The sequence below is a fragment of the Pseudoalteromonas sp. S3431 genome, assembly GCF_000690035.1.
Lineage (GTDB): Bacteria > Pseudomonadota > Gammaproteobacteria > Enterobacterales > Alteromonadaceae > Pseudoalteromonas > Pseudoalteromonas fuliginea.
On record NZ_JJNY01000053.1, the window covers coordinates 57,712 to 71,981 of the forward strand.

General features: G+C 37.8%; 16 protein-coding genes and 1 riboswitch. Of the genes, 4 read left to right on the forward strand and 12 right to left on the reverse strand.

Annotation, left to right across the window (positions count from 1 at the left end; all coding sequences use genetic code 11):
* Positions 1–41 precede the first annotated feature (41 nt).
* Entirely contained in the window at positions 42–578 is a 537-nt protein-coding gene (gene msrA / locus DO88_RS05880; RefSeq protein WP_033040061.1) for a peptide-methionine (S)-S-oxide reductase MsrA, read from the forward strand.
* A gap of 77 nt (positions 579–655) precedes the next feature.
* Here msrA and DO88_RS05875 read toward each other — a convergent pair whose 3' ends face one another.
* Together DO88_RS05875 and DO88_RS05870 are read right to left on the reverse strand one after the other, a co-directional pair.
* Positions 656–2,485: a TonB-dependent receptor domain-containing protein gene (locus tag DO88_RS05875; RefSeq protein ID WP_033040063.1), complete on the reverse strand. Its 1,830-nt coding sequence runs from the start codon at positions 2,483–2,485 to the stop codon at positions 656–658.
* Positions 2,486–2,522: 37 nt separating this feature from the next.
* A riboswitch (cobalamin riboswitch) is annotated at positions 2,523–2,705 on the reverse strand.
* 164 nt (positions 2,706–2,869) lie between these two features.
* Positions 2,870–3,352 carry a YajQ family cyclic di-GMP-binding protein gene (locus tag DO88_RS05870; RefSeq protein WP_007377833.1) on the reverse strand — a complete coding sequence of 161 codons (483 nt, stop codon included), beginning with the start codon at positions 3,350–3,352 and terminating at the stop codon, positions 2,870–2,872.
* A 151-nt stretch (positions 3,353–3,503) separates the two neighbouring features.
* On the opposite strand from DO88_RS05870, the gene DO88_RS05865 reads away from it, so the two are divergent.
* Positions 3,504–3,857 (forward strand): VanZ family protein, encoded by a 354-nt coding sequence (locus tag DO88_RS05865; RefSeq protein WP_007377834.1) that lies wholly within the window; start codon positions 3,504–3,506, stop codon positions 3,855–3,857.
* Positions 3,850–4,752 (forward strand): ketopantoate reductase family protein, encoded by a 903-nt coding sequence (locus DO88_RS05860; protein WP_007377835.1) that lies wholly within the window; start codon positions 3,850–3,852, stop codon positions 4,750–4,752. The genes DO88_RS05865 and DO88_RS05860 overlap by 8 nt, the downstream gene beginning before the upstream one ends.
* A 24-nt stretch (positions 4,753–4,776) precedes the next feature.
* On the opposite strand, the gene thiI is transcribed toward DO88_RS05860, so the two are convergent.
* Together thiI and DO88_RS05850 are read right to left on the reverse strand one after the other, a co-directional pair.
* Entirely contained in the window at positions 4,777–6,234 is a 1,458-nt protein-coding gene (gene thiI, locus DO88_RS05855) for a tRNA uracil 4-sulfurtransferase ThiI (protein WP_007377836.1), read from the reverse strand.
* Between the two features lie 97 nt (positions 6,235–6,331).
* On the reverse strand, positions 6,332–6,985 hold the full coding sequence (locus DO88_RS05850) for a TetR/AcrR family transcriptional regulator (protein WP_008134856.1): 654 nt from the start codon (positions 6,983–6,985) through the stop codon (positions 6,332–6,334).
* Positions 6,986–7,179: 194 nt separating this feature from the next.
* Here DO88_RS05850 and coaD point away from each other — a divergent pair, with 194 nt between their 5' ends.
* Complete coding sequence (gene coaD / locus DO88_RS05845; RefSeq protein WP_007377838.1) at positions 7,180–7,671, forward strand: pantetheine-phosphate adenylyltransferase; 492 nt, start codon at positions 7,180–7,182, stop codon at positions 7,669–7,671.
* Positions 7,672–7,704: 33 nt separating this feature from the next.
* Here coaD and DO88_RS05840 read toward each other — a convergent pair whose 3' ends face one another.
* From DO88_RS05840 to DO88_RS05805, 8 genes are all read right to left on the reverse strand, one after another.
* A complete protein-coding gene (locus DO88_RS05840) occupies positions 7,705–8,223 on the reverse strand; it encodes a hypothetical protein (RefSeq protein ID WP_033040064.1) in 519 nt (172 codons plus the stop codon).
* Position 8,224: 1 nt separating this feature from the next.
* The gene (locus DO88_RS05835) at positions 8,225–8,740 is read right to left on the reverse strand and encodes a hypothetical protein (RefSeq protein WP_050482456.1); all 516 of its coding nucleotides are present in this window, start codon (positions 8,738–8,740) and stop codon (positions 8,225–8,227) included.
* Positions 8,733–9,209 (reverse strand): hypothetical protein, encoded by a 477-nt coding sequence (locus DO88_RS05830; protein ID WP_232224817.1) that lies wholly within the window; start codon positions 9,207–9,209, stop codon positions 8,733–8,735. The genes DO88_RS05835 and DO88_RS05830 overlap by 8 nt, the downstream gene beginning before the upstream one ends.
* Before the next feature lie 27 nt (positions 9,210–9,236).
* Positions 9,237–9,770, reverse strand: a complete 534-nt coding sequence (locus DO88_RS05825; protein WP_033040070.1) for a hypothetical protein — start codon at positions 9,768–9,770, stop codon at positions 9,237–9,239.
* A gap of 14 nt (positions 9,771–9,784) precedes the next feature.
* Positions 9,785–9,988: a hypothetical protein gene (locus tag DO88_RS05820; RefSeq protein ID WP_033040072.1), complete on the reverse strand. Its 204-nt coding sequence runs from the start codon at positions 9,986–9,988 to the stop codon at positions 9,785–9,787.
* A 230-nt stretch (positions 9,989–10,218) separates the two neighbouring features.
* Positions 10,219–12,084, reverse strand: a complete 1,866-nt coding sequence (gene argH / locus DO88_RS05815; RefSeq protein ID WP_007377843.1) for an argininosuccinate lyase — start codon at positions 12,082–12,084, stop codon at positions 10,219–10,221.
* A gap of 48 nt (positions 12,085–12,132) precedes the next feature.
* A complete protein-coding gene (locus tag DO88_RS05810; protein WP_033040074.1) occupies positions 12,133–13,335 on the reverse strand; it encodes an argininosuccinate synthase in 1,203 nt (400 codons plus the stop codon).
* Positions 13,332–14,264, reverse strand: coding sequence for an ornithine carbamoyltransferase (locus DO88_RS05805; protein ID WP_007377845.1), 933 nt, complete (start codon positions 14,262–14,264; stop codon positions 13,332–13,334). The genes DO88_RS05810 and DO88_RS05805 overlap by 4 nt, the downstream gene beginning before the upstream one ends.
* Positions 14,265–14,270: the final 6 nt, after the last annotated feature.

A 14,270-nucleotide genomic window follows, 5' to 3' on the forward strand; every position in this document is an offset into this window, starting at 1 on the left:
TATGCTCGCCCTTAAACCCCATATACATTTTAGGAATACTTATGAGCTCAACAACGCAAGTAGCAACATTTGGTGGCGGCTGTTTTTGGTGTATAGATGCTGCATTTAGACGTGTAAATGGCGTACTAACCGTAAGCTCTGGCTACACCGGCGGTGAAACAAATAACCCAACATATGATTCTGTATGCTCAGGCACAACCGGTCACGCTGAGGTTGTTAAAATTGAATTTGACGCGACTGTAGTTAGCTTTGAAACACTCTTAGCAATGTTTTTCACACTGCATGATGCAACACAATTGAATCGCCAAGGTAACGATATAGGCACACAATATAGAAGTGTGGTTTACTATCGCGATGAAGCTCAACTTAAGCAAACCAACGAAATGATAGCTCAACTGCAAAGCCATGTTGCTGAGCCAATCGTGACAGAAGTCAGCCCTGCCACTACGTATTACCCAGCAGAGCATTATCACCAAGATTACTATAACGAAAACCCACAGCAGGGTTACTGTAGTATTTTAATAGCACCTAAGTTACACAAGTTTGAAACCGTATTTAAAGAGTTCTTAGCTGACTAGCTAATTTGAGTAGTTAAACTTAGCTACACATTAAAAAGCCCGACATATGTCGGGCTTTTTAATATTAATAAATACCGTTAAAACTGGTAGCTTGCGCCTGCAAAAAAGCGACGCTCTGGCGTGTTGTAGTAATACACTTCACCCGTTGTAAAATCAGCGTTTGAATCAACAGCGTTATACTCTTTATCAAATAAGTTTTCTACACGAAGCGAAACTTCAATATGTTCATTTACTTGATAATTACCCGCTAAGTTCCAAAGTGTATAAGAGCCTAAGCGAGTCACAGCACCTTGTCGGTCGCTACGGTATTGCATGTCTAAGCTTGCATCAAACGCACCAAACTGTCTTGCAAGTTCCCAGTTAAAAGTACGTTTAGCAACATTACGCAACTCTGCGCCCGTTTCTTCGTCTTCAGCGCTTAAGTAAGCAAAGTTAAGGTTGCTATCAAAACCAAAAAACTGCTGAGATAAGCTAAATTCAACCCCTTCGTAGCGTGCTTCATTTAAGTTGATAGGAAAAAAGTTAGAATCTAAAGATATCTTATCTTCAATATCATTTCTAAAAATAGCAACGTCAATACTTGCTATATCAAAATCTACATTTAACCCAATCTCTTGATTTAATGATTTCTCAGGCTCTAAATCAGGATTAGATGAAGGTGGAAAACCAGGAAAAGCCGGAAAGTATAAATCGTTAAATGTAGGTGCTTTAAAACCAGTGCTTTGGCTTATGCGGAACGTGGCGTCTTCAGATAAATGATAACCCACAGCAGCTGTATATGTTGTTTCGTCGCCAAATTGTTCATCATCGTCTTGGCGAATTGTTAAATTAGCTAACACTTTTTCAGCGTTGTAATAAGCCCCAACAAATACTGCTAATACATCACGCTCTTGCATATCATACTGCGTTGAACTGTGCGATACATCATCGTTGTACCAGTTAACACCACCGCTAATATTAAGCTCTTCAGATAATATATATTGACCGTTATAATCAAATTGCACACGTTTCGTTATAAAATCATTTACACCAAATGCTGAGGTATCGTGAGAATCATCTGTTGAAAGCGCTAAATCAATACTATGCGTTTGGTTAGTGTAGTTTTTACTCCAACCTGCAGAAAGCTGATAGTTTTTAAAATCACCTGTTTCTATAGTACTTGTGGCTGGACTAAAGCGACTGTCGTAATCTGCATAGCCTTCACTGTATTGGCCTAATAACTTAAAGTCGCCGTAATGTGCATCGGTGTAATTTACTTTAAAACCAAGGTTTTTATTTTCATAGCCATCTTCATCTGGTGCTACGCCTTGCAGTGCATCAAAGTTATCTGTTTTTTCAAAGCCTGCGTTAAATGCTGTTGTTATATCATCTGATTTTACAGAGCCTGCCACTTGATAATTTTGATAAGAGTCAGAACCAAATGTAGCGCTTAGGGATAAGTTATCTGACTCACGCGTAATAATATTAATAACACCAGCGAGTGCATCAGAGCCATAAACAGCCGCGCGAGAGCCTTTAATAATTTCTATGCGTTCAATACTATTTAGAGGGACATTATTTAGTGCTTTTTGACCAAGTGTTGCTGAGCCTGTACGTACACCGTCAATTAAAATCAACGTATCGCCAGAACCCGTACCACGAAGTGACACACCTGTATTTTGACCAAAACCACCGTTTGGATTAACCTGAAAACCCACTCGCGTGCTTAAAAGTGTAGGTAAATCGCGTACGTTACTTGCTTCTATTTCAGCACGTTCAATAACATTTACACTCGCTAAAACGTCGTTAATTGATTGCTCAAACTTATTAGCTGTAACGGTTATTTTTTCAATTGATTGCTCTGCACCAGACACAGAAAATGAAAGCGCAGCAGAAATTGCAACGCCTAGAGTTGTTTTGTTTAACATGATGTCCCCTACCTTTGCCCACCGCAAAGGTTTAAGTAAGTAAGATTGCATCAAGGCCGGTCTCCGGACTCAGCAAGCATATAAAACATGCAATACTTTACCGTTGCGGGGGCAGTGTTGGGCTTGTAGTCATCATGAAAACTCACCAACTTCCCGATTATCCTGCTAAAAAAATCATTACATGAAGTGGCTAGCAAGCACCTTGAAAATATGCCGCTATTGTGGGTATTTTGTTTATAAATGTCAATGGACGTCTATACAGCTAAAGATAGATTCATCTATGATAAATACGAAAAATAACCTCACAAAAAAAGCCAAACATTGCTGCTTAGCTTTTATTAATACATTTTACACACTCGTTAGCTAGGTTCTAGCTGGTGTACTTTAGTCGCGAAAGTTTTTAAACTGAAAAGGCTGACCTAGCTCAGCGCTACGCACTACTTGCATAGCCTCTTGAAGATCGTCACGCTTTTTACCAGTAACGCGTACTTCTTCGCCTTGAATAGCGGCTTGAACTTTAACTTTAGAGTCTTTAATGGCCTTAACTACTTTTTTAGCCATGTCTTTTTCGATACCTTGCTTTAAGCCAACGTTACGAAATACATTTTTACCTGCACGAGTAATATCTTGAAGCTCTAAGCTTGATACATCCATACCACGCTTAGAGATTTTGTTTGCCAAAATATCAAACAATTGCATAACTTGAGAATCAGCTTCAGCTTTTAATTTAATTGTTTTGTCATTTAATTCAATAGATGCATCAACACCTCTAAAATCAAAACGGGTCTCTAGCTCACGGTTGGCGTTATCAACCGCATTTTTAGCTTCGTTCATTTCTACTTCAGATACAATATCAAATGAAGGCATTGGTTTCTCCTAACTATTTAATCTTAATTTTATGTGGCAATTATAACGCTAAAATTATAATTCTTTACATTTTTCTGCACCTTGTTCAGGTGCGATACTAAATTAGTTTGATATACTTCGGTCTCTTTTTTAAGCGATTTTAGGATTTGTCGTGACAAGGCGTGTTTACCAAGCAATTTTTTTAATTAGCATTGTGGCTTTTACCCTTTTATTTGCTAAAGAAATAAAAGGTGGCGTTGTAAATTTATTCCCTCATGTTGATAAAGTCGCTCATTTTGGGATTTTTTTTATACTAGCCATAATAATGGATAAAGCGTTTAAACTTCCTTTATATGCGCAAATACTTTTATTGGCAGGCTATGGCGCATCTATAGAAATAATGCAAGACGCACTCCCGTATAGGCAGGCATCACTCGGTGATTTTTTTGCTGATTTTGCAGGTGCTGCAAGCTACTTTTTACTTAGAGTAATTTTTACATCTCGAAAAAAGAACCCATATGGCTAATATTTTAATCGTTGGCGATGGTGCTATTGGCTTATTACTTAGCCACTTTTTAAGCGCATCGCATAATGTCAGTGTTTTAACTCGTAAAAGCCCAACAAATACCCGCTTTTATAGTCGAGGTAAGGGCACCTCTAAAAAAATTGACGCTCAATTTATTTCATTAAATCAGCTAAATAAAGCTGCTGAATTTGATGTTGTTTTATTTACTGTTAAAGCTTTTCAAGTACTTGATGCGTTTTCACAAATAAAGCCATTTTTACCAATTCATTGCTCTATTGTACTTTCGCATAACGGAATGGGTAATGTTGATGAGGTAAATAGCCAACTAAACACCCATCAAGCACTCTACTTTTTAACGACAAGCATAGCGGGCTTTAAATCAAACCAATATATTGTGCAACACACTGGTGAAGGACAAAGCGTTATTGGTGGCTGTAATGAGCTAGCACTTCAAAATAGTGCGCCAATAGCTGATATTTTTAAAGTAATACCCAACCTAACATTTACTAATAATATTCAGCAGCTTCGTTTTGAAAAACTACTCGTAAATATTGCCATTAACCCATTAAGCGCTTTAAGTAATGTAAGAAATGGCGAATTACGTGCACCTAAATACAATACAATAATTTTTAATGCACTCACTGAAGCATGTAATATTGCAAAGGCTCAAGGGCTTAATATTCCATTAATTAAAGCACTCAATACCGCTTATAAAATAATGGAGTTAACCGCAAATAATTACTCATCCATGCAGCAAGATCTAACGTATAACAGAGAAACTGAAATCTCAGCTATATGCGGCTATATTAACCAGCAAGGTAAACTTCACGGTATTCCAACGCCTTACAACGATGAGTTACTTGTCAAAATTAAGGCAAAAAAAAGCGTGGTATAAACCACGCTTACATAAGCTTTAACTTTACGGGCGATAAACTTTTACAGTTTCGAAGCCCTGTTCGTGCAGCATAAGTGCCTGTAGTTGGCTCATTACGCCTCTGTCACAATATAAATAGTAGTCGGTGTCTTTTGGTAAATCACCAAACTTAGTCGCCAGACGAAAGAACGGTAAATGCACCACTTCAACACCGTCGATTTCTAGCGGTGCAGCTTCTTCTTCTTCTGGTGAGCGAATATCAACTACCACAGAGCCTAAAGGTAAATCAGCAACCGATTCCGCTTCTTTAAGTTCTTGTTTGGCTTCAACGTCAATATCACGCACATCCATTATACGTGCGTTATTTACTACGGTATCTAGCACATCAAAATCGAACTTTTCTTCTTCGGCTTCTATTACTTCAATCTTGGCTTTAACTGTCGGTTTTTTAGAAATAACACCACAGTATTCAGGCATTGTTTCTGCCATTTCAGCTGTACCAATTTGGCGAGCAAGATTAATAATTTCTTGTTTATCATTTTGAATTAGCGGGCGTAAAATAAGCGTTTCAGTAACACGGTCAATCACGCTTAAATTCGCTAATGTTTGACTAGATACTTGGCCAATACTTTCACCAGTGACAAGTGCCTGAATGTTTAACTTTTCAGCCACTACACTTCCAGCTCGCATCATCATACGTTTAAGCACAACACCCATTTGGCTGTTTTCAACGTTTTCTAAAATTTCAGCAACAACAGGTTCAAAATCAACCGTTACAAATTTAACTTTATGTGTAGAGCTGTATTTTTTCCATAAGTAGTAACTTGCTTGCTTAACACCAATTTCGTGCGCTGCGCCACCTAGATTAAAGAATAAAAAGTGCGTACGTGCGCCTTTACGAATCATTTGGTAACTTGCTACGCCAGAGTCAAAACCACCTGACATAAGAGAAAGCACGTCTTCTTGCGTTGGTAGTGGAAAACCAGCCATACCAAAATGCGTTTGCGAAACAATGTAAGCTTTGTCGTCTTTTACTTCTAAACGTATTGTTACTTCTGGACGGCTAAGTTTAACGCTTGCGCCTTCAATATGTTGATTCAATCCACCACCAACATAACGCTCTAAATCAGTTGAGGTAAAGTCATGTTGACCTATACGCTTAGCACGCACACAAAAGGTTTTACCTATAATTGTATGCCCAACTAACGCTATTGTTTTTTGGTAAATATCATCAAGAGTTTCGAATTGTGTTTCGGTTACTTCAATAAATTGAACGATGCCAGGTATGCGTTTAAGGCTATCGATAAAATCTAAACGAACTTGCGCATCTTCAAGCTTTGTAACAACTGAAATATTATCCCAGTTATTTCTAACTTGTACTTTTTCGTCAACACGGCGCAATACAATTTTAATGTTATTTTCTAACACTTTAGTAAAGCGTTTACGGACTGAACGGCTTTTAATGGCTATTTCAGGATGTAGTTTGACGATAAATTTAAGCATAGTTCACTCTTAGACTGCGGGAATTCGCGCTCCCAGGCATTTGGCGCGCGATTATAGCAAAAAATTCAGCGTCTAGGAAACAGCCAATGACTAGCGATTAGGCAACAGTTTGCGCGTGTTGTGCTAATTCAGTGTATTTTTTGCGTAGCAGGTTCATTTTATCGATACTTTTATCAGTACTATACGCTCTAAACAATGTGAGTACTTTTAAAATACCGTGATATATATCTTGCTCAGCAAGGGTACCGCTTGGCCTACGCGCTTTAATATAAGGCGTCCAAAAGCTAACCGTTAACTTAAGCGTATGTGCTAAATCAATGACATCTTGCTCATCAATTGCAATCATTTCACTGTCGCGAAGCCCCAGTATAATTTTTCGCACTTGTTCTAATAATTCGAGTTGGAAATCAATGTAAGCTTGCTTCAAATCAGCGTCTCTGGCGAGTATATCGCCGAGGTTGTCGTAAAAAAAATGATAGCGCCACATCAATTCAAACAACGAATCTAAATAAGCTGTTAAGTGGTTAAATGCATCGTCATTTTTGTTGATAGGTTTAAATTGCGTACTTAAATGATCGCGATATAACGCAAATATATGACGAATAATGTCTTCTTTATTTTTAAAATGGTAGTAAAGATTACCGGGGCTCATTCCTAAATGCGACGCTATATGATTGGTTGATATTGCACGCTCACCTTGCTCGTTAAATAACGAAATACTGGTGTGTATTATTTTATCCTTGGTATTCATACGCTAATACTCTAATTATCTTATGCACTACATTACACTAAAAATAGGCCACGCAGTATAAACAAATATTATCGATTAAAACACACTTACTCCTTAACCATCATTAGGAACTGAGTAAATAATCTATTTGGGCAAAGCTGATTTGTGCCCTAAACACTGTTAAACTAACGCTAAAATAATAAATAGTGAATATTATGAACGTTACTGCAATTTACCCAGGCACTTTTGATCCGCTTACCAATGGGCACACAGACTTGATTCATCGTGCTGCAAAAATGTTTGATACCGTATTAGTTGCTGTTGCCCACAACCCAAGTAAAAAACCCTGCTTTACCCTAGAAGAACGTGTTGAACTTGCTAATACCATTTTGAGCCATTTGGGTAATGTTAAAGTTATCGGATTTTCAGGCTTGCTGGCTGACCTTGCGCGCGATCATAATGCTAATGTGCTTATTCGTGGTATTAGGGCTGTATCTGATTTCGATTATGAATTTCAGCTCGCAAATATGAACCGTCGCCTAAACCCCGATTTAGAAAGTGTATTTTTAACACCCGCAGAGCGAAATTCATTTATTTCATCAACACTCGTTAAAGAAGTAGCACGTCACAATGGTGATGTAAGCGAGTTTGTGGACCCTGTAATTGTCAAAGCGCTAAAAACTAAATTGGGCTGTGGTGCCCAATAGTAATTTACTGCGTTAGCGCATAACTCGTATGCGCTAATTTAGCTTTGATATAGATGATGTCTTTAATTTTTTAATTAACCAAACCAGCTTCAGTAAGTCTTTATTGATAATTAATATTAGTGCCATCGTAATATCAATAACAGGCATAAAGAAACCATACAGCATCCACAGCCACCAAAAGTCCCAATTGCCATAAAGAGTATTATCAATATACATGCCCATAAACAGTGAGGCATTGATACAAAGCCCTACAATAAGATAATAAAATCCGTACGGTATTTTACGTCCTAAAAAAATACGCCACATAAAAATAGCGGCAATTGTTAGTACATCAAATATAAACAACTTTAAATGTGGAGCTGCAGTAGTTATGTCCATAAATAAACTAGATGTGTACGAAGCCATCATAATAAAGCAAAGGTGAACTCGGCTTTTATCTTGCTTATTAATAGCAATTGATAGAGTGAACAAAAAAGCAAAAACAAAAAGCCATGTAATAAGTATTCCAAAATATTCATTAATTGAATTTAATTGCCAAAATAGATCCTCCATTCTATTCAACCTTTTTATGAATGCTTTTTGTACTGCCAAATAAATAACGTTTTAATGCAACCAAACCTAAAAAGTCTTTATTAAAAAAGAGAATAGTTACCATTGTGAGATCGACTAAATTGATAACTATTAAATAAAAATTCCAAAGCCACCAATAATCAACATTATCTAGTACATAAATATCATAGTGCATAAAAAGGTGCAGGGTTGAATTTATAGTCAAACCAGTTAGAAGATATATATAGGCAACATCCCTTTTTAGAAATCGCCTTAGAAGTGTAAGAGCTATAATAGTTAAAATATCAAAACATAAAAAATCAAGATAAGTTACCGTATTCATATTTGTAAATATACTAAATGAATATGAAACACTCATAACCAAAGACAAATACACTTTTTCTTTATTAGACTTATTAATCGAATGAGCAAGGGAGTACAAAAAGGCCATAAGGAATCCCCATTGTACAAATGCACCTATGTACAAAGAAACTGTTGGGCTAATTAAAAGTTCATTCAATATTTTTCAACTTTTTAAAGTTCAATTCAGCCCCTCTTTTAAAAATGGTATTTTTATTGAATACTAGTGAAAGAATCATTAAAACATCGAACATATTTACACCAACAGAATAAACACTCCAATACCACCAAGGCTCATAGTTATATAAAACGTATAGGTCATAATATATTACGAGGGTGAGTACAGCATTTATTGTTAACGAAATTATGATTAAGTGAAAAGCTACAGAACGTTGGAGTACTTTGATGCACTGTAAAGTTAACAGAGCTAAAATTGTAATGAAATCGTAGAGTGCCCAGCTTAAATATAAATTTTCTAATAAATCTATGTAGCCACTAAAAATATATGAGCAGAGCATAAGCGCAGATAAATAAACAGGAGACTTACTTTCCTTATTTATATTAGTAGCTAAACAGCATAAGAAAGCCATTAAGAAACCCCATTGGGAGAAAGCTCCTACATAATCCATTAAGGCTTCAGTAACGTACATTTTAAACTAGATTAATTTGTGGGTATCGTTTGATTTGAAGTAACTGAGGGTTTTGCTCTTTAACTTATGAAGACCTAGGAAGTCTCTGTCAACGATAAGAGCTACAACCATTGTTAAATCTATAATGAAAACTGATATTGTATAAATATCCCAAAATATCCACGGTTTTTGATTACCATAGATAAACATATCTATATGCATAGATAAAGTTAAAAGTAAGTTTATACTTAATCCTATTATTAAATATAAAAAAGAGTCCGAAGTTTTTCTAATAAAGCCTAAAGATATAAATAAACATATAATAGTAGCCAAATCGTAAATAACCCAATCTAAATAGGTAATATTATAGATAGATAACCAAGTTAAGAAATAATCAGATGATGAATATGAAACCATCATAATGAATGAACTGAGTAATAAAGTTGTGCCTCTTTTAACATCTAAGCTATAAACAAAAACATTAAAGAAGAAGGCCATTAGAAAAGCCCACATAGTCAAAGCTGAAATCGAGAAAAAACCAAATAACTCAGTTAAAAACATTCAAAACCTTAAAATCACTTAGGGCGAAGACCACCTGGCAATATGATAGAACCACGTTGTAAGCTATCACTGCTTGCTGCAGAAATCGCCTCTTGGGAAATACTTACTGTATCAGATTGTAGGGTTTTAGGGCTAGCAGTTTGTTCCATTGCAGGCTTTAATTGTTGTGTTTTATTGTATGCTTGCATTTGTACTTGGCTATTCGCTGAAATTTGCATGTGATTTATCCTTATAAAGTTATATTTGGCGCAACTTTTATCACACCATTGTATAGGTAAACATGTTACCTGTTTTAATCTAGGTAGCCATTTTTGCCACCCACCTATAATAAAGCAACCAGTATGCCAACTTTATTTGACACTTTAAAAAATACAACAGATCAAACCAGTTTGTTTTAGATATAAAAAAACGCACAGGGATAACCGTACGTTTTTTGTATCCAGGGAGTTTAAGCCACGTATTTACACGGGATCTCCACACTTTTACTTGGCTTTAAAATAAATTCCATAGCAACTTCATCGCAATTCTCTTTACGAAGACAAAGCTCACAATCTTTCATTACTTTTTCTGGCAAACTGTCTTTAGTGCAAAAGGTAAAGCGCTGCTTTTCGAAAAAGTCTGGCACACGCGTTAGTACAATCACTCTATTCAACGCCAGTTTTTTAGCTTTAATTAATAAATGCTCAACGAGTTGCCGCCCCTGCCCAGTAACAACGCTTTGAGGATCAATACCTAAAGAGCGAATTTCAGCAAGACCTGTATCATATATATACAGCGAGGCACAGCCCGATACCTTACCGTTAATTTCAGTGACCGCAAATTCATTTATAGAATGCACCATGTCACTTTTAGCTCTAGGTAGATTTTCGCCAACTGTAGCCCAATGCTGAATGAGCTTAGCTATAGATTCAACGTCATCTAGATTTGCATCACGAACCGTTATTTGCTGTTTTTTTTTGGCTTCTTTAATTGCACCAGTTACTTGCTCAATCGATGTGCCGCCAAGAGCTTGGCGCGCTTTTATACACGCATCAATTTCTAATACCGGGTATACATCGTCTTCAAAAACATCATTAACTGATTTGTATTGCTCAAGCGAAAGCTCTTCTAGCGTTTTATTTTCGCTAATAGCAAGCTGAACAAGGACGCCTACAATGTGGTGCCCCTCTCTAAAAGGTACGCCTCTTGCGACGAGATAATCAGCAAGCTCTGTTGCATTAGCATGACCGCCTTTAGCAGCAGCAAGTGTACGATCTCCTCTTACCTTAACGCCCTTAATACAAGCTTGTGCCATATGAATACACGCAAGCCATGTTGGCATAGCGTCAAATATACCTTCTTTATCTTCTTGCATGTCTTTGTTGTAAGCAAGAGGGAGTGCTTTTAAGGTCATCATCATCGCACTAAACGCGCCAAATACACGACCCGTTTTACCACGGATAAGTTCTAATGCATCAGGGTTCTTTTTCTGTGGCATAAGCGATGAGCCCGATGTCACGTTATCTGCAAGCTCTATAAAACCAGCTTCACCCGAGTTATAAAATATTAAATCTTCTGACATACGCGATAAGTGAATCATCGAAATCGATGCACAGCTTAATAACTCTACAACAAAATCGCGATCAGAGACGCCATCAAGACTATTTTTAGTCGCACCAGTAAAACCCAAACCTTGCGCAAGTGCTTGACGATCAATTGGGTAAGCAGTACCGGCTAATGCACCACTTCCTAGTGGACAAAAATTCATGCGCGCTTTCGCGTCTTGCAAGCGACTTTCATCACGCTCTAGCATTTCTACGTAAGCCATACACCAGTGGCTAAATAATACTGGCTGTGCTCGCTGTAAATGAGTATAACCGGGCAATATAGTACCAAGTTCACGCTCAGCTAAAGATACAAACTCGCCTTTAAGTTGCTCAATTGCTTTTAAAATATGCTCAGCGGTATCACGGCACCATAATCTAAAGTCTGTTGCGACTTGATCATTACGGCTTCGGCCTGTATGTAATTTTTTAGCTAAATCACCTACTTTTTCGATTAATGCAGCTTCAACATGCGAGTGAATATCCTCTGCGCCCGATGTAGCTACAGCGAGTGGATCAGCTTTTACTTCTTCAAGTAACTCATACAATGCTGCAACGAGTTCTTTGTGCTCATCACTCGATAACACATTAACTTGCTCAAGTGCGCCAGCCCATGCCACAGAGCCGATAATGTCTTGCTCTGCTAACTGATAATCGAAGGGAAGAGAGTCGTTAAATTGCTTAAACGCCTCATCTGGACCCGTAGAAAAACGTCCGCCCCATAATGCCATGAAATATCTCCAAACCCTGTATTGCCCCTTTTACAGGGGCGTAATAATTTACTTTTTAGCGAGTGCTGAAATTCTGCTTGAAAGCGAGAATAAACGAATAAAGCCTTCAGCGTGTGATTGGTCATACACATCATCTTCACCAAATGTGGCAAATGCTTCGCTATATAAACTATTTGGCGACTGCTTTTGAACCGCAGTTACTTGACCTTTATATAATTTAAGTACGACTTCACCTGTTGCCACTTTAGAAAGCGCTTCTGCACCGGCTAAAATAGAATCTTTAAGTGGTGTAAACCAGCGGCCGTCATATACTAAATGCGAAAATTCACCACCCAGCACTTCTTTCCATTTACGGCTTGCTTTATCAAGTACTAGCTCGTCAATTGCTTGAAGTGCTGCCATGATAACTGTACCGCCGGGCGTTTCGTAGCAACCGCGTGACTTCATGCCTACTAAACGGTTTTCTACAATATCAACACGACCAACACCATGAGGTGATGCAATATCGTTTAATTTAACTAAACAGTCATATGGTTTAAGTTCTTCGCCATTTACAGCAACCACTTCGCCTTCAACAACTTTTAAAGTTACGAGTTCTAATTTATCTGGTGCTTGCTCTGGAGAATTAGTCCATGTCCATACTTGCTCAGTTGGTTGACACCATGGGTCTTCAAGCTCGCCACCTTCGTGTGAAATATGCCATGCGTTAGCATCACGGCTGTAAATTTTTGTCGCTGATGCTGAGCACGGAATGTCACGCTCCGCCAAGTAATCAAGTAATGACTCACGGCTCGATAAGTCCCACTCACGCCATGGCGCAATTACTTTTAAATCAGGTGCGAGTGCTGCAAAGCATGATTCAAAACGAACTTGGTCATTACCTTTACCAGTACAACCATGAGAAAGTGCATCGGCACCTACTTTACGCGCTATTTCAACTTGCGCTTTAGCTATAATTGGGCGCGCCATAGAGGTACCTAATAAATAAGTGCCTTCATAAATTGAGCCCGTTTTAAGTGTTGGGTAAATGTAATCACTTACCATTTCATCTTTTAAGTCAACTACATAACATTCAGATGCACCAGAGGCAATTGCTTTAGCTTCTACGCCTTCAAGTTCTTCTGCCCCTTGACCTACATCTGCTACAAACGCAACAACTTCACAGCCGTAGTTTTCTTTTAACCATGGCACAATAGCCGATGTATCAAGACCACCTGAATAGGCTAAAACGACTTTTTTAATTGAACTCATAGGTGTTCCTTAACAAAATTTGGATTTAATAATGTAACTAGCAGAGCATTTTGCGCATGCATACGATTCTCTGCTTGTTGAATAATTTTAGATGCTGGACCATCCATTACCTCTGAGGTAATTTCAAATTCACGGTGCGCCGGTTGGCAGTGTAATACCGTCGTAGCACCAGTTTGATCTAGCAATGCCTGATTTAGCTGATATGGCATATACTTGGCTTTAACTTGCTCAATTGGTGTTGTATTACCCATTGATACCCAAGTATCTGCGTAAACAACATTTGCGCCAACAGCAGCTTCAACGCGATCGCTCACCATAACTGATGCACCGTTCATTGCTGCAATCTGCTCTGCTTTTTTAAGTATTTGTGAATCTGGTGAGCACCCTTTTGGTGTTACAGCTACAAAATCTGTACCTAGTGTAGCTGCTAACAACATCAATGAATGAGTTACGTTATTACCTTCACCTAAGTAAGCAACTTTAAGCTCACTTACATCTCCATGTACTTCTTGAAGCGTTAAAAAATCAGCGAGTGCTTGGCACGGGTGGTACAAATCACACAAACTATTAACCACCGGTACCGATGAATATTCACCTAATGTAGTTAGCGTACTGTGTTGATTAACACGCGCTACAATCCCGTCAGCCCATGTAGAAATATTAAGTGCGAAATCTTTGATTGATTCGCGTGCACCCATTGCACCATTTTGCTGATCTAAATAAACCGCGTGGCCACCCAGGCGATTAATACCAATATCAAACGACAAACGCGTACGTAAACTTTGTTTTTCAAATAACGTTACAACCGATTTACCAGCTAATACTTGGCTGTATTTCTCTGGTTTTACTTTAATGTCTTGCGCTAACTTTAGTAAATTAAGTGCGCCTTCTTGGTCTAATTCTAAACCGGTTAAAAAATTCTTAAACATAATAAA

Bases quoted from the DNA above. Each gene is read 5' to 3' on its own strand.
- msrA (WP_033040061.1), top strand. From the start codon at position 42: ATGAGCTCAACAACGCAAGTAGCAACATTTGGTGGCGGCTGTTTTTGG.
- DO88_RS05875 (WP_033040063.1), bottom strand. From the start codon at position 2,485: ATGTTAAACAAAACAACTCTAGGCGTTGCAATTTCTGCTGCGCTTTCA.
- DO88_RS05870 (WP_007377833.1), bottom strand. From the start codon at position 3,352: ATGCCTTCATTTGATATTGTATCTGAAGTAGAAATGAACGAAGCTAAA.
- DO88_RS05860 (WP_007377835.1), top strand. From the start codon at position 3,850: ATGGCTAATATTTTAATCGTTGGCGATGGTGCTATTGGCTTATTACTT.
- thiI (WP_007377836.1), bottom strand. From the start codon at position 6,234: ATGCTTAAATTTATCGTCAAACTACATCCTGAAATAGCCATTAAAAGC.
- DO88_RS05850 (WP_008134856.1), bottom strand. From the start codon at position 6,985: ATGAATACCAAGGATAAAATAATACACACCAGTATTTCGTTATTTAAC.
- coaD (WP_007377838.1), top strand. From the start codon at position 7,180: ATGAACGTTACTGCAATTTACCCAGGCACTTTTGATCCGCTTACCAAT.
- DO88_RS05840 (WP_033040064.1), bottom strand. From the start codon at position 8,223: ATGGAGGATCTATTTTGGCAATTAAATTCAATTAATGAATATTTTGGA.
- DO88_RS05830 (WP_232224817.1), bottom strand. From the start codon at position 9,209: ATGGATTATGTAGGAGCTTTCTCCCAATGGGGTTTCTTAATGGCTTTC.
- DO88_RS05825 (WP_033040070.1), bottom strand. From the start codon at position 9,770: ATGTTTTTAACTGAGTTATTTGGTTTTTTCTCGATTTCAGCTTTGACT.
- DO88_RS05820 (WP_033040072.1), bottom strand. From the start codon at position 9,988: ATGCAAATTTCAGCGAATAGCCAAGTACAAATGCAAGCATACAATAAA.
- argH (WP_007377843.1), bottom strand. From the start codon at position 12,084: ATGGCATTATGGGGCGGACGTTTTTCTACGGGTCCAGATGAGGCGTTT.
- DO88_RS05810 (WP_033040074.1), bottom strand. From the start codon at position 13,335: ATGAGTTCAATTAAAAAAGTCGTTTTAGCCTATTCAGGTGGTCTTGAT.
- DO88_RS05805 (WP_007377845.1), bottom strand. From the start codon at position 14,264: ATGTTTAAGAATTTTTTAACCGGTTTAGAATTAGACCAAGAAGGCGCA.